We start from the raw sequence: 22,575 nt of genomic DNA, 5'->3' as shown, positions 1-22,575 counted from the left end.
GGGAGCATTCTTGGATCAGGCCAGGGCCGTTTCCTCGAACTTCCGGTTACCCAGCTGAAAGGCCAGGGCTGTGGCAAGCGTCAGGACGCCAAGCACGACGCTCAGGCTTGTCCTGAGACCATGGCTGTCCGACAGCATCCCGAGCAGGGGCGAGAGCATGCCGCCAACGGACAGGGCCAGCCCGAGGGTGATGCCTGCCGCCGTGGCCGGATTGCGCGGCAGGTAATCCTGGGCCAGCGTCACCTGGGAGGCAAAAGGCAGGAACATCGCAGTACCCAGCAGAGCGGCACACAGCATGGCCGGGAGAGGCGCGTTGGCGAGGACCAGGCCTGCGAGAGCGGGCAGCGCCAGGGTGTAGCCAAGCCGGATCGTGGCGATACGCCCCACCCGGTCGGCCAGCAAGCCGCCACCCAGAGTTCCGATGGCACTGGACGCGGTGAAGCAGGTGAGGACCAGGGCGCCCTGGGCGCTGCTGCCATGCAGATCGCGGCTGGTATACAGGGCGGCCATGGAAAGCACCGTCACGTAGGGGATGGACCAGCCGACAATGACGGCGCTCAAGCGCAGGAAGGCCCGCCAGTCATTCGTGGCAAGGGAGGTGGCGCGGCGCCGGGCGTGGGCGGCTTCCACCACGTCGGCATGGCGGGTGGACCACCACCAGACGACGGCCATCACCGCAGCGGGGAGCGCCAGCCATGGCGTTGCCGAAAGGGATGACCCGCCGATCACCGTCGTCGCTGCCAGCGGCGCGGCCGCCGCACCCAGCATTCCACCCACCGAGAACAGGCTCATGGCCTTCTGGGAGGCGCCGCCAGCCAGCCGGGCAGCGGTTGTCGCAGGGGGGTGATAGGCCGCGATGCCCAGCCCGCTGATGGCAATGGCCAGCCAGGTCCACAGGTAGCTCTCCGCCACACCGGCCAGCGCGACGCCCAGCGCGGCGAGCATGAAGCCGGCCGGGATCAGCCAGTTGCGGGGGTGCTTGTCGGCGTAAAGGCCAAACAGCGGCTGAACCACGCTGGACAGCCCGGTGGCCGCCAGAATCAGGCCGCTCACCGCGGTGTAGCTATAGCCGCGTTCCAGCACCATGAAAGGGAGCAGGGCGGGTATCAGGCCCTGGTAGAGATCATTGACCGAATGGGTTCCGGTCAGCAGCCCGAGGCGTTTTCGATTCATGGGTGTTTCTCCGGGTTGGGGAGGCGCTATGCTAGGCGCCCGCCCTTCCTGGCCTCTCCCCCGAAAACACCCGTCGTCGTCGCGATATGGACAATGTGGAACTGGAATCGCTGCTGAAAGTCGAGTCGTCCTTGCGCCCTGTGGCGGTGCTCGCGTCGGACCTGGCCGCTGGCGTCCGCATCGCACCGCATATGCACCGGCGCGGGCAACTGCTGCATGCCATCCACGGCGTGATGATCGTGCGGGCCCCGGGCGGCAGCTGGGTGGTGCCGCAGGGGCGTGCGGTGTGGGTGCCCGCCGGCGTAGAGCACGAGATCGAGGCTACTGCCGGACCAGTGGCGACACGCACGGTCTTCATCGAGCCGGGATTCCTGCACGGGCCCGAGGTTGCTGCATGCCGCGTGATCGGAGTGACCCCACTGCTGCGCCAGCTCATCGTTACGGCGGTGGATGAACTGCCCCTGGACTACCCCGAAGGTGGGCGCGAGGAGAGACTGATGAATCTCATTGCGGATGAGATCGAGAGGGCGCCTGCCCTGGGTCTGCATCTTCCGATGCCGACCGCCCCCCGTCTGGCGTCCTTATGCCGGGCCTTCCTGGATCATCCGGCCGCCGACGCAAGCCTGGCTGACTGGGCGCGGCAGGCCCACCTGACCGAGAAGACCCTGGCCCGCCAGTTTCTGAAGGAAACCGGCTTGAACATGGGGGCCTGGTGCCGTCAGGCCCGATTGCTGCTCAGCCTGCCGGCACTGGCCGCGGGGCGTTCGGTGCTGGACGTGGCACTGAGCCACGGCTACGACAGTCCGAGCGCCTTTTCAGCCGCCTTCCGGCGAGCCTTCGGCATTTCACCGATCCAGTACATCAAGGGGGAAGTGGGGGCAGCGATGGATGTGGTTGGTGGTTCGGGTTTCCGCGGCGAGGCTTAGAAGCAGCCGCCACAGGCAAAACCGCGAACTGCGGAACCGAAGGTGATGGCAGTGCTTGTGCGAACCGGCACAATGCTGGCATCGCGATTATCGGGAGCATGTGATGGCAACCCATCTCGTCGTGCGCAACATTGAACCGTCGGTCGCACAGGCCTTGAAGGAGGCGGCTGCCCGGCACGGACGGAGTGCCGAGGCTGAGCACCGGGAGGTCCTGCGGGCGGCGCTCACCCGACCGGCGTGTCGCAGCTTCAAGGACGTGCTGACCGCCATGCCCGACGTAGGTACCGACGAAGACTTCAACTTCAGACAGGCCTGATGTTGCTGCGCGGTACCAAGGTCATCCGGGTCTCCGCAGTTGACGTTATCCCGATGCGTCGGTGCTGTCGGTACTCCATTGAGAGTCTCGTTGGGCCGATCCTGCACTAACAGGTCTCCGTGCTTTATGACGATGGGGGCTGCTTACGACCCAATGCCAGAATGAATCTAGCGGTTGCAGGTGGCTGCGGGAGGAAAGTCCTGATAGCGTGACATCGCCAACCTTCGTGCGTGATGTGTCGGGTCGCGCTGCGCTAACCCGACCTACACTAGCTCATTGCATGTTGGAGGGCGTGCTCGCTCGGATTTGCGCGTCCATAACTAGCAATTCCAGGTCGGCTGCGGCATAGGCAAGCCGCATGGATGCAATAACCGAAAGAGCGACTATGAGGCTAAGTGCCCAGCCCGTGCTGACAAACGGTGCGGTTTGGTCTGCGTGAAGGGGGGATTGATCACCAAGCCACACGGAGGATTGGTAAAGCGCTAGAGCAAAAATTGCTGTAAGACTCCAGCCATTACTTTTTGCCCTGAGTGATTGCGCTCGCAGCATAAAGAGGACTTGCGTGTGCGGGGCCGCTGCTAGTGCATCGACCTTTTTGACATACATCTTATTGGCTCGCTCACTTCGAGCCTTCCACGCATGGAATGTTTTGCTTCCTATGGCATCCAGTGGTGGTTTTAGGTAGCTGCTGACCAGATTGATTATTAGTCCGACGACCACTACAGATAGCCACCAATACGTGCTGGTTAGATTATTCAGGAGTTCGTCCATGGCCATAATAAGGGTTAAAAGCCGGTTTGCTTGAGACGAGGGATGTGTTCATAGACCTCCGCGATTTCGTATCTGGCATTCACAAAAATTCCAGTATCTCTATCCTTTTCCTGAGTGATATGAAGCGCAACGTGAAGCGAATCGCCTGGCGCAATAGTAATCTCATGCGCGAAGAATTTGTCAAAAAAAAGATCATCAAGAATTGGTGCTGCAATCTTGACCCCGCGCCAAAAGAACTCCCAGCGACGGCGGCCGCGCTCCAAGATTGCTCTGTTGATCTCAACATGCGTGATCTCGATGATTTCGCGGGTATTCTCGTCGCCCTGGTACTCGGTTTGAAAGACGGCGAACATTTCTCGTGGGACGACGAGGGGTGGCTTTTTGTCGCCTTGGTCTTCTGAAATGGCTATGCCTTTGATATCTTTATCGGATGCTGCTGCGTCAAAAATTATTCCAATGGAGTTGTTGAATCGTTCCGACTTGTCTAATTTCCGCTTAGCTTCGTAGACGTTCTTGGGGACGATAATTTTGTCTTTTCCAATTTCGATTGTTACCAGATCTCCTGTCACTGTAATCACCGGCGGGGCATCAGTTTTGATTCCCTTCTCATAGATATGAGTCGAGATTATCCCGTAGATGATGGCTTGCACCGCGGTATGTGAAAAGAGGTTCTTTGCCTTTGTGTATACGGTGCGAACCGTTGCTTTGAAACTACCGTCTGCTAGGGCCTCGACGACAACTTCGACGACGTGCCCTGGATTGACAAGTGCGTTTGCCTCTCGAACTGCGTCAGCGAGACCTACGAGGGCGCTTGCAAGTGCGTAGGCGTTAACTTCGTGCCTTGGTGTATCGAAGTAGAGGACAAAACGATCGATCTCGCGACGTACTTCCAGGGTAGTCAAGGCGGCGCCTCCGGCTTCTAACTTTGTTTTCTGTCGCCAGTTCTGTCGCATCACATCTGAATGTCAAGCAACACAGTCGGCAAACTACGCTCAGTGCAAAATAATATGGCAGGGAAAGCAACAGCCGATAACATCGGCGGGGTAATCCGATTCATGCTGAACGTAGGCGTATAGCATACCGTCCCGCCCAAATGGTCGCTATCTGGATCAGATAGCGACCGGCCGCTCCTGGCCGAAACACCTCACAACACCACTCCCTGTGCCCAACCCCCGCAATCCTCACACCTCCCACCCCCGCCTCTCAATGAACTGCGTCACTCCCCTTTCGGCCCCTCACCTCTCAATCATCTGACATCCCCCACCCGCTTGCCCCCTCCACCCCCTTCCACCGACAATCCCCATCCCCCCGCCGGCTAGCAACCCCCCATGCGACTGCTCCACACCTCCGACTGGCATCTCGGCCAGACCCTGCATCAGTTCGAGCGAAGCCACGAGCACGCGGCCTTCCTCGCGTGGCTGCTGGACACCCTTGAGGCGGAGGCGGTGGATGCGCTGCTGATTGCCGGCGACGTGTTCGACAACGCCAATCCTTCGTCCCAGTCCCAGACGCAGCTTTACCGCTTTCTCACCGAGGCGCGGCGGCGGGTGCCGTGGCTGAATATCGTGGTGATTGCCGGCAACCATGATTCGCCGGGGCGGCTGGAGGCGCCTTTGCCGTTTCTGGCGCTGCTGGATGCTCATGTGGTGGGGCAGACGGTGCGCACGGCGGGGGAGGTCGAGGTGGAGCGGCTGGTGGTGCCGCTCAAGGGCAGGGAGGGTGCTGTTGAGGCCTGGTGCATGGCCATGCCTTTCTTGCGGCCGGCGGATGTGCCGCGGGTGGAGGGGGCGGAGGACGCCTATCTGGCGGGAATCGAACTGCTGCACCGGCAGGTGCTGGATGTGGCGCTGGCGCGGCGGCGGCCGGGGCAGGCGCTGGTGGCGATGGGGCATTGCCATATGACCGGGGGCGAGGTGTCGGTGGAATCCGAGCGGCGCATCGTGGTGGGCGGGGCAGAGGCCCTGTCGGCCAGCCTTTTCGATCCGGCCATTGCCTATGTGGCCCTGGGGCATCTGCACCTGGCCCAGTGCATTGGCAAGGACCCGACCCGGCGCTACTGCGGCAGCCCCTTGCCCCTGTCGTTTTCCGAGATCCACTACCCCCATCAGGTGGTGTTGGTGGATCTGGACGGGGAGGCGGTGGCCAGTGTTCGGGATGTGCGGGTGCCCCGGGCGGTGGACTTGCTGCGGGTGCCTGCCAGGCCGGCGCCGGTGGAGGAGGCCCTGGCCGCGCTGGAGGCGCTGGCGCTGCCCGATGGCCCCGAGGCCGGCTGGCCCTACCTGCAGGTGAGGGTGCGCCTGGATCAGCCCGAGCCTGGCTTGCGCGCCAGGGTGGAGGCGGCCCTGGCCGACAAGCCGGTGCGGCTGGCCCGCATCGAAACCACCTATGCCCGCAGCGCCGATGAGGCCGCCGCGCCGGCCCTGTCGGTAGATGAGCTGGAAGCCCTCGGCCCGGCGGATTTCTTCCAGCGCCTGTATGCCCACCGCTTTGGCGACGCACCGCCCGCCGAGCTGATGGGCGCCTTCAACGAACTCCTCGCCAGCCCGGCCGGGGCGGCCCCTGACGCATGAAGATCCTCGCCATCCGCGGTCGCAACCTGGCCTCCCTGGCCACCGAGTTCTGCGTGGACTTTCAGTCCGAACCCCTGGCCAGCGCCGGCCTGTTTGCCATTACCGGCCCTACCGGCGCGGGCAAGAGCACGCTGCTCGACGCCCTGTGCGTGGCCCTTTACGAAGCCACGCCGCGTCTGCTGCGGGCGGCCAGCCGGAGCGGGATCATCCCCGACGTGGGCGAGCACAGCGTCGGCCCGGCCGACCCGCGCACCCTGCTGCGCCGGGGGGCGGGGGAGGGCTTTGCCGAGGTGGATTTTGTGGGGAGCGACGGCGTGGCCTACCGGGCCCGCTGGTCGGTGCGCCGGGCCCGCAGCAAGGCCGAGGGGAAGCTGCAGAGCACCGAAGTGAGCCTCACGCGGATCGACGACGGCCAGGTGCTCAGCGGCAACGGCAAGACCGAAACCCTCAAGCTCATCGAGGCGCGCATCGGCCTCAGCTTCGAGCAGTTCACCCGCGCCGTACTGCTGGCCCAGAACGACTTTGCCGCCTTCCTGCGGGCCTCGGACGACGAGCGCGCCGAGCTGCTGCAGACCCTCACCGGCACCGCCGCCTACGCCGAGATCTCCCGCCAGGCCTACCTCCGGGCCAAGGCCGAAGGCGAAGCCCTGCGCCTGCTCCAGGCCCAACTGGCCGATCAGGTGCCCCTGGATGTCGACGCCCGCCAGGCCCGCGAGGCGGCGCTGGCCGGGCAGACCGCCCGCCTGGATGCACTCAGCCAGCAGCAGGCCGCCGTGGAAGCCCAGCTGCGCTGGCATCAGGAGCGGGCCCGTCTGGCCGGCCGCGTGGCCGACAGCCAGCAGCAGCTGGAGGCGGCCCGCCAGGCCCGGGGCACCGCCGAGGCCCGGCGCGCTGCCCTGGGCCGCATCGAGGCCGTGCAGCCCGCCCGGCCCCTGTGCGCAAGCCTCGACCGCCTCAGCGCCGAGCACCTCGACGCCGGCAAGGCCGTTGCCAACGCCGAGGCTGCCCTGGCCGCCGCCCTCCGCGCCGCCGCCGACTGTGCCGCCCGCCACCAGGCCGCCACCCAGGCCCAGGCCAGCGCCGAGCAGGCCCGCAGCGCCGCCCAACCCCAGCTCAACAAGGCCCGGGCGCTGGATGCCAGCCTTGGCACGCTCACGCCCCAGCACCACGCCGCCCGCCAGGCCCGGGATGCTGCCACCCAGGCCCACAACCAGACCCAGGCCAGGCAACAGCGAGTGGCCGCCGATCACGCCGCCGTGCGCCAGGCACAGCAGAACGCCGCCGGGTGGCTCGCCGACCACGCCAGCCTGCGCCCCCTCGCCGAGGGCTGGGCACGCTGGGAGACCCTGCTGGCGCAGGCCGCCGGGCAGTGGCGCAGCCAGCAGACCCTTACCGGCGAGAAGGATGAAGCTGCCCGCAGCGAAACCCGCCTCAAGGATGAGCTGGCGCGTGCCGGGCAGCACCTGAGCACCGCCGTCGAGGCCGCCGCCAAAGCCGCCGATACCCACAAGAGCCTCGCCGAGCAGTGCGCCGCCCTCGACCCCGACACCCTGGCCGGCCAGCGCAAGGCCCTGCAGATCCGCCGCAACCACCTGTCCCGCGCCGCCCAGCTAGCCGCCGATCAGGCCCGGCTGCGCGCCAGCCTGCAAACCCAGCAGCAGGAAGACAGCGCCGCCCGCAAGGCCCTGGCCGGGTACGAGTCCACGCTGGCCGACGGGCAGGCCCGCCTGCCCCTGCTGGCCCGGGATGCCGACGCCGCCGAGCGTGCCCTGGCCATCGCCCGCCTCGCCGCCAGTGAAAACGTCGAAGCCCTGCGCCAGCAGCTCACCCCCGACAGCCCCTGCCCGGTGTGCGGCGCCGTCGAGCACCCCTACGCCGCCCACGACCCCCAGGCCCGGGCCATGCTGCAGGGCCTGGAGGCCAACCTGACCCAGGCGCGGCAGGCCCACGCCCAGCTCAGCCAGCAGCTCGCCACCGCCCAGGCCCATGCCGCAAGCAGCCGCAGTCAGCTCGAGCGGCTGACGCAAAGTCTCACCGGCCTGAGCACCGACCTGGACGCGGCCAATCAGGAACTTGCCGCGCTGCTGCCGGACCTGCCCGAGCTGGCCGGCCTGGCTACCGAAGCACAACCCGCCTGGCTGCAGGCCCGGCTGGTCGACGCGGACGCCGCCCTGGCCGACATCGACCAGGCCGACGCCCGCCAGCGCGCCCTGCTGGCCGAGCGGGACAAGGCCCAGCGCGCCCTCGAGGCCGCCCGCGCCGCCGAGGCCGAAGCGCGCGCAGCCCTCACCCAGCACACCCTGGCCCACCAGCAGGCTGTTCAGGCGCAGCAGAACCTGGCGCAGCGTCTGGAGGAGGCCCGGCGCACCCTCGCCCGCAGCCTGGATGACCTGGATGCCGCCTTTCCGGCCGGTGACGACTGGCGCAGCCGCTGGCAGGCCGACCCGGCCGATTTTGGCCTGCGCACCCGCGCGGCCGCCCAGGAGTGGGCAGCCGCGCAGGCCCGGCAGCAGGAATCCGAGCGCCGCCTGCTGGCCCTCGACGCCGAGCAGCTGGCCGCCACCGAGGCCCTCAACACCGCGGCTGGCCAGCTCGCCACCCGCCAGCAGGAGTTCGACACCCACGCCGAGGCGCTGGCCCGCATGCAGGCCGAGCGTGCCGACCTGTTTGCGGGCCGGTCGGTGCAGGACGTGGAGGCCGCCCTCAATGACGCGGTAACCCAGGCCGCGGAAGCCCTGCGGCGCAGCCAGGAAGCGGCCCAGGCCGCCGAGGGCCAGCGCGCCCGCCAGGACGAAGCCCTGGCCCAGTCCCGCAATCAGGCAACACGGCTGCAGCAGGAACATCAGCAGGCGGTGCAGGCGCTGGATCAGTGGATGGAGGCGTTCAACGCCCGTGCCGATGGCATCCCCCTGGACCTGCCCGCCCTGCGCGCCGCGCTGGCTCACGGCTCCGACTGGCTGGCGGCCGAACGTCAGGCCCTGCAGGCCCTCGATACCGGCGTCGACACGGCCGCCGCCGTGCTGCGCGAGAACGAAACCAGCCTGGCGGCGCACCAGGCCACCGCGCCGGGCGAGGAGGGCGTCGACGCACTCGATGCCCGCCGCACCCAGCTGGCCGCCGAACTGGCCGAGGCCCGCGAGGCCCACACCGGCATCAAGCTCGAACTGGCCCGCGATGACGAGCGCCGTGCACGCAGCGGCAGCCTGCAGGCCGACCTGGCCCGCCAGCAGGCGCGCACCGACCTGTGGGCCCGGCTGGGCGAGCTCATCGGTTCGGCCGACGGCAAGAAATTCCGCAACTTCGCCCAGCAGCTCACCCTGGACATCCTCCTCGGCTACGCCAACCGCCACCTGGAGAGCCTGTCCCGCCGCTACCGCCTGCAGCGCATCGCCGACAGCCTGGGCCTGCTGGTGCTCGACCAGGACATGGGCGACGAGCTGCGCTCGGTGCATTCCCTGTCGGGGGGCGAGTCCTTCCTGGTGTCCCTGGCCCTGGCCCTCGGGTTGGCGTCCCTCTCGTCCCACCGGGTGCGGGTCGAATCGCTGTTCATCGACGAGGGCTTTGGCAGCCTGGATGCCGACTCCCTGCGCGTCGCCATGGAGGCCCTGGACAGCCTGCAGGCCCAGGGCCGCAAGGTGGGGGTGATCTCCCACGTGCAGGAGATGACCGAGCGCATCGGCACCCGGGTGGAGGTTCGCCGGCTGGCCGGCGGGCAGAGCCGGGTGGTGGTGGCCTGAGGTCCAGTTTCTCCGGGTCCGGCCGATAGATCAGGGATGTCAATGGATTTGATCCTGGCGCCCGGCCGCGCACCGGGCCCTTTTTGCATTCTGCGTCGGCCGTCCGCGGGGTGGCGAAGCCTGCTGCTCCTGCTGCTCGTGGCGGTGTCGGCGCTCTGTGCCTCGGCTCAGGCGCTTGCCGAAGATAAGGTCTATCGCGTGGGCGTCACCGCCTTCCGGGACAGGTCCGTGACGGTGCGCGAATGGGGGCCGACCATGGATTTCCTGTCGGCGCAGATCCCCGGCACGCGCTTCGAGGTGGTGCCTCTCAACCTGCCCGAATTCGAGGTCGCCCTGAGCCGGCGCGAGCTGGATTTCGTGCTCACCAATCCCCAGCACTACATCGTCATGGAAACCCGTTATGGCGTGTCCCGGGTGGCCACCCTGGTCAAGCACGAGAACGGCCGGATGGTGAACCAGTTCGGCGGGGTGATCTTCACCCGCAGCGATCGCCACGAGATCAACCGCATCCGCGATCTGCGCGGCCTGCGTATCGCCGCGGTCGACCGCACCTCCTTTGCCGGCTTCCTGCTTCAGTACGACCTCTTCGAGCGCGCCGGCATCGATCTTGATGAGGACTGCCACGTGCAGTTTCTCGGTTTCCCTCAGGATCTGGCGGTGAAGGCGGTGCTGGAAGGCCGGGCCGATGCGGGCTTCGTGCGCACCGGCGTGCTCGAAGCCATGGACAGGGAAGGGCAGATCGACCTGTCGCGCCTGCGCGTGGTGAACCCGGTGCTCCACGCGGATTTTCCCTTCCAGGTCAGCACCGAGCTGTTCCCCGAATGGCCGCTCGCCACGGCGCCCCATGTGTCCATCGACATCACCAACCGGGTTGTCGCGGCCCTGCTGCTGATGCCCCCCGACAGCCCGGCCGCCCGCAGCGCCCGTTACCACCGCTGGTCCACGCCCCTGGAGTACCAGCGCGTGCAGGCGGTGATGCGCCGGCACGGCATCTATCCCTATGACCAGCGCGAGCCCATCGCCGTGGCCGACGTGCTGCGCGAGTACGCCTTCCACCTGCTGGCCGGGGTGGTGGTGTTCACCCTGTCCCTGGGGGTGCTCTACGTCCGCACTGACCGCCTCAACATGGAGCTCCAGTCATCCCGCCTGAAGCTCAGCGAGATGGCGCACAGCGATGCCCTCACCGGCCTGCCCAACCGCAACCTCCTTGATGACCGCCTGACCCTCGCCCTGGCCCATGCCCGCCGCAGCCACGAGCGCATCGCCGTGTGCCTGATCGACCTCGACCGCTTCAAGCCCATCAACGACACCTGGGGCCACGAAGTGGGCGACGAGGTGCTGCGCGAAGTGGCCGAACGCCTGGCCGCTGCCTTGCGGGAAGGGGATACGGTGGCCCGCTGGGGCGGCGACGAGTTCGTGCTGCTGCTGGACGGGCTGAGCACCGACCAGCAACTCGAAGAGATCATGCAGCGGGTGCTCAGGGCCGTCGCCACCGACCTGAAGGCCTGCCCCGGCTGGCAGGTGTCGGCCAGCATCGGGGTCAGCCTCTACCCCGTGGATGCCCACGACGCCAACGTTCTCCTCAAGCACGCCGACACCGCCATGTACCAGGCCAAGCGGGAAGGGGGAGGGCGCTTTGTGGCCTATTCGGGGGAGCTGGCGTGAGTCGCTGTTTGGTCGCGCGCTCAAGGGCGCCGCTGGTCGCCCCGGCTTGTGCCAGGCCTGCACGCCGCTTGCCTCATCGCCCGAGCAGTCTGGCGCTTGAAGCCATCTGATCGTGCTCGAAGGCGGGAGCAAAGTCGTCCAGCTCCCGTGGTCGTAGCCCCACCCCGGGGCCAAGCGCTACCTGACGCCAGTTCGAGACAGCCGCATGCACTTCACCCAGCGTGGCCAGGGCTTGTGCCGTGTTCAGCGCAAAGTAGGACGCGCGCCCCAGGAGCATCTGAACGTCGGTGATCGGTCCGTCCTGCTCGGACAGCCAGGTTTTGGACTCCCGGTCCTTGTCTGGAAACGGGTTGATGTCGAAGGCCGGCGCAAGCCGCCACAGCCCGTGCTCGACGTGCAGGAAACCATGGTTCTGGAGGTGATCGTCGATGTTGGTGATCAGCAGATTGAACACAAGCCGGCGCCATAGCTGGCGCAAATCTTCGGTGGGTACCTGGCTGTTGGCACGGATGGCGTCGGCGATCTCGGTATAGCTGCGTTCCTCTTCACGAGAGGCTTGCAGCAGGGATGCGGCTGACTGGTAGGGAATACGGCCATCTTCACCATCGCGGTCGAACCGGCGGATGACCGCTATCGGCACCTCGTTTTCCTGATCGCCTAACAAAACGATGCGCGCAGGGGCGGCATCGATCCCGGCCAGGGCTGCCAGCTTCAAAGCCAGCACTTCGCCACGCGTGACACTGCGGGCGTCGCCCACACTTGGAAACTTGCCGATGGCAAGCCAACCGTCCTCATCCACCACCGTGCACTTGGGTCGCATGCCGCCGAGCGATGTGCCTTTGCCCTGAAGGTAGCGCAAGTCCTCGGCGGACTCTTGCCCGCGCTCGACGGCACTGCTGGCCTGGTAGATGAGCGCCAGCTCAATCAGTGGCGGCGTGCTGCGCCGGCCCTTGGCGACCGTTCGATGCCATGTTCCATCTGCATCGCGCAGGCGCAGGGCGCCGACGCGGCTGAAGTCGTCCACCGCCAGCAGGAAATCCAGCTCGGTGAGGGCCGGCAGTTTCGGATCGACACGGCGGCGGCGGGCATGATCGCGGGCGATGACACGTCTGCCCCAGGCGTCCGGCGCGGTGTCGGCGATCGCACCGTGAAACACGGAGTCGTGGGATGAGGCGGCCTTGTGTGTCTGATATCCGGGTATCCGCTGCAGGTCGGCAGATACGTTGAAACAGGCAGGGTTGGTCAGCCAGGCCTCGTCATAGGCAAGGGCGCAATGCTCCCGCCGGCCCTGGCGTACATAAACAAGAGAACCTACCGGCAGCCCTGCCTTGCCGATGCATAGCTGGACTGCCTGGCGGGTTGAGGTAACGCTGGCCATCAGAGGGCTCCCGAGCTGCCACCGGGCTTGCTGCGCACGCGCTTGGGCAAACGCTCGTCCATCAGCGTCAGGCCGATTGCGTCGTTTTGCGTGTCAAGCAGATGCTCCAGTGCCTGGATCTCTCCGAAAACGTGCAGCGTGCGGGCGAGGAAGTGGATGGGCACGCGTGCGTCGCCTTTCTCGATCCGCCTTACAGTGGAAAGTGAGGCGCCAATGCGCTCGGCCAGCGAAGCCTGCGAAATATGGCGGCGCCTGCGTGCGAGCGAGATGTCAGTGCCGAGCTTGAGGATGGCACGCTCGACAGGCAGGGGAAGGGGTGGCTCCATGCTTATCGTTCCTGTCGGATATTTACGGATTTTTAATGGTTCCCATGGAAATGATTATATCCATGGGAACATCTTATGGAAATTAAGCGTTCCATTGGAGTTTTTAGTTTTAAATTAGTGTTCCTTTGGAGCACTTAAAGTGGATTTTGTGCTGAGATTTGAATGCCTGTTCCCGGTTGCCGCAGCGGCCTGTGGAGCCCTCGCTGGCCGTGATGGGCGCACTCACTTCCGCACGTGTATCCCGTATCCTCCGCTCGTTCCATATCACCCCCCGCCCCGGAGTCCGCCTTGACCCCCACCCCGCTGCCCTCTGGCCTGATGCTGGTCCATGGCAACCATCCCGAAGCCCTGCGCGACCTGCTGGTCACCTGGATCCGCCGCTACCCGCTGGCGCCCCTTGAAACCGAGACGGTGCTGGTGCATAGCAACGGCATCGCCCAGTGGTTGCGCCTGGCCCTGGCCGAGGACGTGGAGGATGGCGGCTGCGGGATTGCCGCGGGGCTGGATCTGTCGCTGCCCTCGCGCTTCCTGTGGCAGGCCTACCGGGCCGTGCTGGGGCGCGATTCGGTGCCCGAGGCCTCGCCCTTCGACAAGCCCCTGCTGGTGTGGCGCCTGATGCGCCTGCTGCCCGACCTCACCGGCCAGGCGGCCTACCAGCCCCTGCGCCGCTTCCTGGCGGCCGATGCCGACCTGCGCAAGCGTTTCCAGCTCGCCGAGCGCCTGGCCGACCTGTTCGACCAGTACCAGGTTTACCGCGCCGACTGGCTGGTGGCCTGGGCGGCGGGGGAGGATGTGCTGATCCGCGCTGGCGGCGAGCGGGCGCCCCTGCCGGACGAGCAGCGCTGGCAGGCCTGCCTGTGGCGCGCGCTGCTGGCCGACGTCGCCGCTGCGGGTGCCGCCGCGGGGGTCGTCGATCTGGCCGGGCAGGGGCGGGCGGCGGTGCACGAGGCCTTCCTGGCCCGGGTGGCTACTTGGCCCGACGACGCCCCGCGCCCCGCCGGCCTGCCGCGCCGGGTGCTGGTCTTCGGCATCTCGGCGCTGCCGCGCCAGTCCCTGGAGGTGCTGGCCGCCCTGGCGCGCTGGTGCCAGGTGCTGATGTGCGTCCACAACCCCTGCGAGCACTACTGGTCCGACATCGTCGCCGACAAGGACCTGCTGCGCGCCACCCGCAGCCGCCAGCAGCGCCGCACCGGGGCCCCCGCCGAGATCGACGAGGACAGCCTGCACCTGCACGCCCACCCGCTGCTGGCCGCCTGGGGCAAGCAGGGGCGGGACTTCATCGGCCTGCTCGACGAGCACGACAGCGACAGCGCCCGGGCCGGTTACCTGCAGCACTTCGTGGATATCCGCCAGCGCATCGACCTGTTCGGCCCCCATGGCGACGGCTGCCTGCTCAACCAGTTGCAGGACGACATCCGCGACCTGCGCCCCCTGCGCCTGACCCAAGAGAAATGGCTGGCGGTGGCGGCCGATGACGATTCCATCCGCTTCCACATCGCCCACAGCCCCCAGCGGGAGGTGGAGGTGCTCCACGACCAGCTGCTCGCCGCCTTCAACGCCGACTCCACGCTCCGCCCCCGGGACGTGATCGTCATGGTGCCGGACATCGACGTGTACGCCCCCCACATCCAGGCCGTGTTCGGGCTGATCGACAGCCACGACCCGCGCTACATCCCCTTCAGCATCGCCGACCAGGGGCAGGGCCGCCACGACCCGCTGGTGGGGGCCATCCGCAAACTGCTGGAACTGCCCACCTCGCGCCTGGCGGTGAGCGACGTGCTCGACCTCCTCGAAGTGCCGGCCCTGCGCCAGCGCTTCGGCATTGGCGAAGGCGAGCTGCCCCTGGTGCGGCGCTGGGTGCAGGGCGCCCGGGTGCGCTGGGGCCTGCACGCCGCCCACCGCTGCAGCCTGGGTTTGCCGGACGCCCCGGAGGGCAACACCTGGCTGTTCGGCCTGCGCCGCATGCTCCTCGGCTATGCCGTCGGCGGCACCGCCGGGGCGTGGAACGACATTGAGCCCTACGACGAGATCGGCGGCCTGGATGCGGCCCTGCTCGGGCCCCTGGCCGATCTGCTGGAGCGCCTGGAGGCCACCTGGCAGGCCCTCGCCGACAGTGCCGACGTGGCCACCTGGTGCCAGCGCCTGCGCTGCCTGCTGGCCGATTTCTTCGCCCCCGACGACAGCGTCGACGCCTACACCCTGCAGCAACTCGACCTGGCCCTGGCGCGCTGGCAGACGGCCTGCCAGCAGGCTGGGCTGGACAGCCCGCTGCCCCTGGCGGTGGTGGGCGAACACTGGCTCGCCCAACTCGACGACACCGGCTTGTCCCAGCGCTTCTTTGCCGGCGCGGTGACCTTCGCCACCCTGATGCCCATGCGCGCCATCCCCTTCCGCCAGGTGTGCCTGCTCGGCCTCAACGACGGCGACTACCCGCGCACCCGGGTGGCCATGGACTTCGACCTGATGGGCCGCGATTACCGCCCCGGCGACCGCTCGCGCCGGGAGGACGACCGCTACCTCTTCCTCGAGGCCCTGCTGTCGGCCCGGGAGCGCCTGTTCATCTCGTGGGTCGGGCACAGCATCAAGGACAACACCGGCCGGCCGCCCTCGGTGCTGGTCGGGCAGCTGCGCGACCACCTGAGCGCCGGCTGGCAGCTGGCCGGGCGGGAGGGGGAGGGAGGGGGAGAGGGTGCCCTGCTCGACGCCCTGAGCATCGAACATCGCCTGCAGCCCTTCAACCCGGACTACTTCCCCGTCGACCCTGCGGCCAGCCGCCTGTTCACCTATGCCGGAGAGTGGCGCATCGCCGACGACCGCCCCGGCGGTGCCCCGGCCCTGGCCGGGCCGGCCGACACGCCCGCCGTCAGCCTGACGGAGCTGGCCACCTTCCTGCGCGACCCGGTGAAAACCTTCTTCCGCCAGCGCCTGCGGGTGGACTTCGACATGGACGACCCGGCCAGTGAAGACCAGGAGCCCTTCGACCTGGATGGCCTGGAACTGTGGCACCTGTGGGACGAGCTCATCGGCGCCCAGGCCCATGCCGTGCATCACGGCGAATCCCGGGAGGACGCCCTGGCCGACGGCCTGGCCCGCATCCGCCGCCGTGGCGACCTGGCCGCTGGCGCCTTCGCCGGGCTGATGGAGGAAACCCTGGCCGCCCCCATGGAAGATCTCTTCCAGCGCTACACCGAGGCCCTGGCCCGGTGGCCGGCCGTGCACCCCCACGACGAGCCCGTCGAGTACACCAGCCCCGCCGGCCTGCGCATCGAGGATCGCCTGGCCGGACTGCGCAGCAATGCCGACGAGCAGCGCGGGCGGGTGGTGCTGGAGAGCAGCGACCTGCTCAAGAAAGGCCAGTACCAGCGCCATCCCCTGATCAAGCACTGGGTTGCCCACCTGGCCGCCCACGTGGCCGGCGGGCCGCTCACCACCGAAGTGGTGGGCAAGGTCGGCAGCGTCACCCTCGCTCCCCTCGACCCGGCCCATGCCGCCGGCCACCTGGATGCCATCCTCGAGGCCTGGCAGGCGGCCCGCAGCCGGCCCCTGCCTTTGGCCGTCAAGACCGCCTTCGTGTGGATCAAGGACGCTCCCCCGGGCGCCGATGCCGCCGCCGAAGCCCGCGCCGCAGCGGCCGCCCGCAAGGCCTACGAGGGCGACGACTACACCCCCGGCGAGCGCGACAGCAGCGCCTACCTGCAGCGGGCCTGGCCCGATTTTGCCAGCCTGTCGTCGGGCGGCGAATTCGCCCGCCTCGCCGAAACCCTGCTCCGCCCCCTCTACCTGGCCACCTTTGCCAAGGGCAAGCCCCGCGCCACCGCCGGAGACGCCGCATGAACACCCGCCCCGATTCCGCCGCCCCGGCGTCCCTGGCCCCGCTGGTCTTTCCCCTGCACGGCAGCCGCCTCATCGAGGCCAGTGCCGGCACCGGCAAGACCTTCACCATCGCCCTGCTGTACGTGCGCCTGGTGCTCGGCCATGGCAGCGCGGAGAGCGCCCCGCCCCGGGCCCTGATGCCGCCGGAGATCCTCGTCGTCACCTTCACCGACGCCGCCACCCAGGAGCTGCGCGACCGCATCCGCACCCGGCTGGCCGATGCTGCCGCGCTGTTTCGCGCCGACCCGGCAAAGGTCGAGGCCCTGCCGCCCGGAGACGATCTGCTCCACGACCTGCGCGCCAGCTACCCGCCCGACGCCTGGCCGGCCTGCGCCCGCAAGCTGCAGCTGGCGGCCGAATGGATGGACGAGGCCGCCGTGTCCACCATCCACGGCTGGTGCAAGCGCATGCTCCAGGAGCACGCCTTCGACAGCGACAGCCTGTTCACCCAGCAGCTCGAAACCGATCAGGACGAGCTGTTTGCCGAGGTGGTGCGCGACTACTGGCGCAGCTTCATGTACCCCCTGGGCAGCGACGATGCCCGCCAGGTGAAGGGCTGGTGGGCCTCGCCGGATGCCCTCCGCAAGGACATCGAGCCCCTGTGCACCCACGCTGTCAGCCTGCCTCCGGCGGCCGCGCCGGCCTCCACCCTGGCGGTGGCCGCCGCTGAGAAGCTGCAACAGCTCACCGCCCTCAAGGCCCCCTGGCCGGCCTGGCTGGGCGAGTTGCGCACCCTCTTCGACGAGGCGCGCAAGGTCAAGGCCTTCGACGCCCGCAAACTCAACTCGGCCAACTGCGCCCGCTGGCTGGACGCCCTGCAGGCCTGGGCCGACGACGCGTCGGCCGTGGAGCCGGATCTCAGCGATGCCGCGTGGACCCGCCTCACCCCGGCCGGCCTGGCCGAGATCTGGGTGGATGGCACACCGCCCGCGCACCCGGCCTTTGCCGCCCTCGCCGAACTGTCCGGCGCCCTGGCCGCGCTGCCCGACGGCCACGACGGGGTGCTCCACCACGGCGCCCGCTGGGTGGCCGAACGCTTTGCCGAAGAGCAGGCGCGCCGCGCCCAGATGGGCTTCGACGACCTGCTCACCCGCCTCGACGCCGCCCTCCAGGGCCCCAACGGCACGCGCCTGGCCGAGTGCATCCGCAACCAGTTTCCGGTGGCCCTGATCGACGAGTTCCAGGACACCGACGCCGTGCAGTACCGCATCTTCGACGCCGTGTACCGGGTGGCCGCCAGCGACCCGACCAGCGCCCTGATCCTCATCGGCGACCCCAAGCAGGCCATCTACGCCTTCCGCGGCGCCGACATCTACACCTATCTGGCCGCCCGCGCCGCCACCGCCGGGCGCCTGTACACCCTGCGGCGGAACTACCGCTCCACCCTGTCCATGGTGGAGGCCACCAACCGCTGCTTCGAGGTGGCCGAAGCCCGGGCCGACGGGCAGGGCGCCTTCCTGTTCCGCCGGGAGGGGGGCGAGGGGGCCAACCCCGTGCCCTTCCTGCCCGCCGGGGCGGCCGGCCGCAAGGACCGCCTGCGGGTGGCGGGTGCCGACGCGCCGGCCCTGAGCCTGTGGCAGTTGCCGGCCCTGGAGGACGACAAGCCCTGGCCCAAGGGCGCCTACCTGGAAGCCATGGCCGAGGTGTGTGCCAGCGAGATGGTGCGCCTCCTCAACCTGGGGCAAGGCGGCCAGGCCGGCTTCGGCAGCGCGGCGGTGGAGACGCCCCTGCGTCCGGGCCACATGGCGGTGCTGGTCAATAGCGGCGGCGAGGCTGCCGCCATCCGCGAGGCCCTGGGCCGCCGTGGCGTGCGCAGCGTGTACCTGTCGGAGAAGGAGTCCGTGTTCCAGCGCCCCGAGGCGGTGGACCTGCAGCGCTGGCTGGCCGCCTGCGCCGAGCCCGACGACGGCCGTGCCCTGCGCGCCGCCCTGGCCACCCCCACCCTGGCCCTGGGCTGGGCCGAGCTGGACCGCCTCAATCACGACGAAGCCGCCTGGGAAGCCCGGCTGCTGCAGTTCCGCGCCTATCGGGAGTGCTGGCGCCGCCAGGGCGTGCTGCCGATGCTGCGGCGCCTGCTCAACGACTTCCGCGTGCCGGCCCGGCTGCTCGCCAGGGGGGGCGCCGGCGAGCGCAGCCTCACCGACGTGCTGCACCTGGCCGAGTTGCTGCAGCAGGCCGCGGCCGTGCTCGATGGCGAGCACGCCCTGATCCGCCATCTGGCCGAACAGCGCAGTGATGGCGGCCATGGTGACGCCCGCCAGATCCGCCTGGAGAGCGACGCCGACCTGGTCCAGGTGGTCACCGTGCACAAGTCCAAGGGCCTGGAATACCCCCTGGTCTTCCTGCCCTTCGCCTGCGCCTTCCGCGCCGCCAAGTCCACCGATCTGCCCCTCACCTGGCACGACGATGAGGGCCGGCTGCAGGTCGCCCTGCGTGACGACGGCGGCTTGCTGGAGAAGGTGGACCGGGAGCGCCTGGGGGAAGACCTGCGCAAGCTCTACGTGGCCCTCACCCGCGCCTGCTACGCCACCTGGGTGGGCGTGGCCCAGCTCGATGCCCTGGAAAAGAGCGCCCTCGGTTATCTGCTCGCGGGTGGCAAGACCTTCAGCGGGGCCACGCTCACCCGGTCCCTGGCCGATCTGGCGGACGGCTGCCCCTCGGTCGTGGTGATTCCCGACCCGCAGCCGTCCGAAGACCTGTGCACGCTCACCGCCGGCCTGCTCCGCGAAGGCCCGGCCCGCCAGCCCCGGCACCCGGTGCGCGAACACTGGTGGATCGCCAGCTATTCGGCCCTCCAGTCCGATGCCGGCGGGCCCGGCGCCGATACCCCGGCCGAGGACGTGTTCCGCGAGGCGGCGGTGGACGTGCCCGCCGCGGATGCCGCCAGCGCACAGTCTTCCCTCCCGGCCCCCGCTCCGGCCACGGTTCCGGCCGAGGCCTCCATCGGGCCCCTGCACGCCTTTCCCCGTGGCGCGGCGGTCGGCACCTTCCTCCACGATCTGCTGGAATGGGCCGCCGGGCAGGGCTTCGACCGGGCCGTGGCGGCCCCGGCCCTGCTCCGCGACGCCATCGCCCGGCGCTGCGCCGTGCGCGGCTGGGAGGCCTGGATCGACCCCCTGTGCGGCTGGCTGACGGATTTTATGCAGCGCCCGCTGGTGGCCGCCGGGGCGGACGGCACGCCCCCCCTGAGCCTGGCCGGGCTCGACGGCCAGGTGGCCGAGATGGAGTTCTGGATCGCCGTCCACGGTGTCGACCTCCCCCGCCTCGACGCCCTGGTATGCCAGCACACCCTCGGCGCCACGCCGCGCCCGGCCCTGCAGCCGGGCCAGCTCAACGGCATGCTCAAGGGCTTCATCGACCTGGTGGCCGAGCACGGCGGGCGTTACTACGTGGTGGATTACAAGTCCAACTGGCTCGGCCCCGACGATGCGGCCTACACCCCCGAAGCCATGGCGCGGGAGATTCTGGCCCACCGTTACGAGCTGCAGTACGTGCTCTATCTGCTGGCCCTGCACCGCCTGCTCAAGCTGCGCCTGCCCGACTATGACTACGACCGCCACCTGGGCGGGGCGCTCTACCTGTTCCTGCGCGGCAGCCATTCGGCCACCGGCGGGGTGCATGCCGAGCGCCCGCCCCGGGCGCTGATCGAAGCCCTCGACCATCTGTTTGCCCGCTCCACTGCCCCGGAGGCCGCATGAACCCCGCCCTTGCCGACAGCCACGCCACCCTGGCCCTGGTGGACCACTGGGCCCGCCATGGCTGGCTGCGTGCCCTGGATGCGGCCTTTGCCCGCTTCCTGTTCCGCGAGGCCGATGGCGCGTCGCCCCTGCTGATCCTTGCCGCCGCCCTGGCCAGCCACCAGCTGGGCCGTGGCCACGCCTGCCTGGATCTGGCCGACGTGCTCGGCGACCCGGGCTTTGCCCTGTCCCTGCCGCCGGAAGGGCGCCTGGAGGAGGAAGGCGCGGCACCGCCACCGCTGCCTGCCGCGGTGCTGGCCGGCGTCAGCCTGACCGACTGGCAGGCTGCTCTGGTGCATGCCCAGCTGGTGGGTAGCGGGCAGGGCAGCACGCCCCTGGTGTGCGTGGGGCGCCGGGTGTACCTGCGCCGCTACTGGCAGTACGAAGGGGCGGTGTGCGGCGCCATCAAGGCGCGTCTGGCCCGCCTCGCCGAGCGTCAGGCCGGGCTGCCGGCCGCGGCCCTGGGCAGTGCCCTCGACGCGCTCTTCCCCCGGGGGGCCGTCGCTGGCACCGGCCCCGACTGGCAGAAGCTGGCCTGCGCCATGGCCGCGCGCAGCGCCTTCGCCATCGTCACGGGCGGGCCCGGCACCGGCAAGACCACCACCGTGGTGCGCCTGCTCGCCGTGCTCCAGGCCCTGGCTCTCGCCGGCAGCCCGGCGCGGCCCCTGCGCATCCGTCTGGCAGCGCCCACCGGCAAGGCCGCGGCACGCCTCAACGAATCCATCGCCGGGGCGGTGGCCCGCCTCGACCTGGCCGGCTTGCCCGATGGCGAGCAGGTGCGCGCGGCCATCCCGGTGGAGGTGACGACCCTGCACCGCCTCCTCGGCAGCCGCCCCGACACCCGCCACTTCCGCCACCACGCCGGCAATCTGCTGGCGGTGGATGTGCTGGTGGTGGACGAGGCCTCGATGGTGGACCTGGAGATGATGGCCGCCGTGCTCGCCGCCCTGCCGCCCGAGGCCCGCCTGGTGCTCCTCGGCGACAAGGACCAGCTGGCCTCGGTGGAGGCCGGCGCCGTGCTGGGCGAGCTGTGCCAGCGCGCCGCCGATGGCCACTACACGCCCGACACGGTGGCCTGGCTGGCCAGCGTGACCGGCGAGCAGGTGCCCGCCGGGCTGGTGGACGCCGCCGGCACGCCCCTCGACCAGGCGGTGGCCATGCTCCGCCACAGCCACCGCTTCAGCAGCACCAGCGGCATCGGTCAGCTGGCCGCGGCCGTCAACGACGGTGACGTGGACCGGGTGGGAGCGGTGCTTGCCGCGGCCCACGCCGATCTGGCCCGGGTCGAGGTGGATGCCCGGGCCGCGCCGGATGAGGCCGCGTTCCGCCGCCTGGTGGTGGAGGGCAGCCCGGCGGACGGCCGGGAGGGCTATCGCCACTACCTCGAAACCCTGCGTCGCAGCCGCCCGCCTGCCGATGCCCCCCAGGCCGCCCTCGACGCCTGGGCTACCGGCGTGCTCGCCGCCCATGGCCAGTTCCAGTTGCTGTGCGCCCTGCGCCGCGGCCCCTGGGGCGTGGAGGGGCTCAACCCGCGCATCGCCGGCTGGCTGCAGGCGGCTGGCCTCATCCCTGCCGCCGAAGGCTGGTACGAAGGCCGTCCGGTGCTGGTCACGCGCAACGACTACGGCCTGGGGCTGATGAATGGCGATATCGGCATCACCCTGGCGCTGCCCGTGGCCGATGGTGGCAGCCTGCTGCGGGTGGCCTTCCCCAGCGGTGACGGCAGCAAGGGCATCAAATGGGTGCTGCCCAGCCGCCTGCAGGCGGTGGAGACGGTGTTCGCCCTGACGGTGCACAAGTCGCAGGGCTCCGAGTTCACCCACGCCGCCCTGGCCCTGCCCGACAGCCTCAACCCCATCCTCACCCGCGAGCTGGTGTACACCGGCATCACCCGTGCCCGCAGCGGCTTCACCCTGGTGGACGCCGCCGCCTCCCGCGTGCTGGAGCGCGCCGTGGCGCGCCGGGTGCTGAGGCTTTCGGGGCTGCTCGACGGGTTTGCCTGAGGCGCTTCAGTGCCGGCTTGGCTTGTGGGGGCGACTTCAGTCGCCCGCGGACTTCGATTAACGGCCTGCCGGTGATTGGCGCGCGGATGGGCGACTGAAG

13 protein-coding genes are annotated in these 22,575 nt (G+C 69.1%); 8 read left to right on the top strand and 5 right to left on the bottom strand.

Features of this window, described 5'->3' with window-relative positions; genetic code table 11:
- Positions 1–15: 15 nt before the first annotated feature.
- Positions 16–1,173: an MFS transporter gene (locus L6Q67_RS16250; protein ID WP_296571622.1), complete on the bottom strand. Its 1,158-nt coding sequence runs from the start codon at positions 1,171–1,173 to the stop codon at positions 16–18.
- Positions 1,174–1,268: 95 nt separating this feature from the next.
- On the opposite strand from L6Q67_RS16250, the gene L6Q67_RS16245 reads away from it, so the two are divergent.
- Both L6Q67_RS16245 and L6Q67_RS16240 read left to right on the top strand, forming a co-directional pair.
- Positions 1,269–2,099, top strand: coding sequence for a helix-turn-helix transcriptional regulator (locus L6Q67_RS16245; RefSeq protein ID WP_296571619.1), 831 nt, complete (start codon positions 1,269–1,271; stop codon positions 2,097–2,099).
- A gap of 103 nt (positions 2,100–2,202) precedes the next feature.
- A complete protein-coding gene (locus tag L6Q67_RS16240) occupies positions 2,203–2,415 on the top strand; it encodes a DNA-binding protein (protein WP_296571616.1) in 213 nt (70 codons plus the stop codon).
- Positions 2,416–2,688: 273 nt separating this feature from the next.
- Here L6Q67_RS16240 and L6Q67_RS16235 read toward each other — a convergent pair whose 3' ends face one another.
- Together L6Q67_RS16235 and L6Q67_RS16230 are read right to left on the bottom strand one after the other, a co-directional pair.
- Complete coding sequence (locus tag L6Q67_RS16235; protein ID WP_296571612.1) at positions 2,689–3,186, bottom strand: hypothetical protein; 498 nt, start codon at positions 3,184–3,186, stop codon at positions 2,689–2,691.
- A gap of 14 nt (positions 3,187–3,200) precedes the next feature.
- The gene (locus tag L6Q67_RS16230) at positions 3,201–4,088 is read right to left on the bottom strand and encodes a hypothetical protein (RefSeq protein WP_296571608.1); all 888 of its coding nucleotides are present in this window, start codon (positions 4,086–4,088) and stop codon (positions 3,201–3,203) included.
- Positions 4,089–4,514: 426 nt separating this feature from the next.
- On the opposite strand from L6Q67_RS16230, the gene L6Q67_RS16225 reads away from it, so the two are divergent.
- The 3 genes from L6Q67_RS16225 to L6Q67_RS16215 are packed head-to-tail and all read left to right on the top strand — an operon-like array spanning position 4,515 to position 11,158.
- Positions 4,515–5,756, top strand: a complete 1,242-nt coding sequence (locus tag L6Q67_RS16225) for an exonuclease SbcCD subunit D C-terminal domain-containing protein (protein WP_296571605.1) — start codon at positions 4,515–4,517, stop codon at positions 5,754–5,756.
- Positions 5,753–9,493, top strand: coding sequence for an AAA family ATPase (locus L6Q67_RS16220; protein WP_296571603.1), 3,741 nt, complete (start codon positions 5,753–5,755; stop codon positions 9,491–9,493). Before L6Q67_RS16225 ends, L6Q67_RS16220 begins: the two co-directional genes overlap by 4 nt.
- A 36-nt stretch (positions 9,494–9,529) precedes the next feature.
- Positions 9,530–11,158 (top strand): diguanylate cyclase, encoded by a 1,629-nt coding sequence (locus tag L6Q67_RS16215; RefSeq protein ID WP_367171647.1) that lies wholly within the window; start codon positions 9,530–9,532, stop codon positions 11,156–11,158.
- A gap of 73 nt (positions 11,159–11,231) precedes the next feature.
- Here L6Q67_RS16215 and L6Q67_RS16210 read toward each other — a convergent pair whose 3' ends face one another.
- Together L6Q67_RS16210 and L6Q67_RS16205 are read right to left on the bottom strand one after the other, a co-directional pair.
- Entirely contained in the window at positions 11,232–12,536 is a 1,305-nt protein-coding gene (locus L6Q67_RS16210) for a type II toxin-antitoxin system HipA family toxin (protein WP_296571597.1), read from the bottom strand.
- A complete protein-coding gene (locus tag L6Q67_RS16205; protein WP_296571594.1) occupies positions 12,536–12,862 on the bottom strand; it encodes a helix-turn-helix transcriptional regulator in 327 nt (108 codons plus the stop codon). Before L6Q67_RS16205 ends, L6Q67_RS16210 begins: the two co-directional genes overlap by 1 nt.
- Before the next feature lie 288 nt (positions 12,863–13,150).
- Between L6Q67_RS16205 and recC the strand changes: the two genes are divergently transcribed.
- Genes recC through recD form a run of 3 tightly spaced genes read left to right on the top strand, consistent with a single transcriptional unit; the run spans position 13,151 to position 22,475 of the window.
- Entirely contained in the window at positions 13,151–16,696 is a 3,546-nt protein-coding gene (recC, locus tag L6Q67_RS16200; RefSeq protein ID WP_296571592.1) for an exodeoxyribonuclease V subunit gamma, read from the top strand.
- Positions 16,693–20,433, top strand: a complete 3,741-nt coding sequence (gene recB / locus L6Q67_RS16195; protein ID WP_296571589.1) for an exodeoxyribonuclease V subunit beta — start codon at positions 16,693–16,695, stop codon at positions 20,431–20,433. The genes recC and recB overlap by 4 nt, the downstream gene beginning before the upstream one ends.
- Positions 20,430–22,475, top strand: a complete 2,046-nt coding sequence (recD, locus tag L6Q67_RS16190) for an exodeoxyribonuclease V subunit alpha (protein WP_296571585.1) — start codon at positions 20,430–20,432, stop codon at positions 22,473–22,475. The genes recB and recD overlap by 4 nt, the downstream gene beginning before the upstream one ends.
- The last annotated feature ends 100 nt before the right edge of the window (positions 22,476–22,575 follow it).

It is taken from the genome of Zoogloea sp. (genome assembly GCF_023150065.1).
GTDB lineage: Bacteria > Pseudomonadota > Gammaproteobacteria > Burkholderiales > Rhodocyclaceae > Zoogloea.
Note: the sequence above shows the minus strand (reverse complement) of the source record. Positions and strands in the feature narration are given on the sequence as shown.

Coding starts and splice junctions, on each gene's coding strand:
- L6Q67_RS16250 (WP_296571622.1), bottom strand. CDS start 1,173: ATGAATCGAAAACGCCTCGGGCTGCTGACCGGAACCCATTCGGTCAAT.
- L6Q67_RS16225 (WP_296571605.1), top strand. CDS start 4,515: ATGCGACTGCTCCACACCTCCGACTGGCATCTCGGCCAGACCCTGCAT.
- recD (WP_296571585.1), top strand. CDS start 20,430: ATGAACCCCGCCCTTGCCGACAGCCACGCCACCCTGGCCCTGGTGGAC.
- recB (WP_296571589.1), top strand. CDS start 16,693: ATGAACACCCGCCCCGATTCCGCCGCCCCGGCGTCCCTGGCCCCGCTG.
- L6Q67_RS16215 (WP_367171647.1), top strand. CDS start 9,530: ATGTCAATGGATTTGATCCTGGCGCCCGGCCGCGCACCGGGCCCTTTT.
- L6Q67_RS16240 (WP_296571616.1), top strand. CDS start 2,203: ATGGCAACCCATCTCGTCGTGCGCAACATTGAACCGTCGGTCGCACAG.
- L6Q67_RS16205 (WP_296571594.1), bottom strand. CDS start 12,862: ATGGAGCCACCCCTTCCCCTGCCTGTCGAGCGTGCCATCCTCAAGCTC.
- L6Q67_RS16220 (WP_296571603.1), top strand. CDS start 5,753: ATGAAGATCCTCGCCATCCGCGGTCGCAACCTGGCCTCCCTGGCCACC.
- L6Q67_RS16210 (WP_296571597.1), bottom strand. CDS start 12,536: ATGGCCAGCGTTACCTCAACCCGCCAGGCAGTCCAGCTATGCATCGGC.
- L6Q67_RS16235 (WP_296571612.1), bottom strand. CDS start 3,186: ATGGACGAACTCCTGAATAATCTAACCAGCACGTATTGGTGGCTATCT.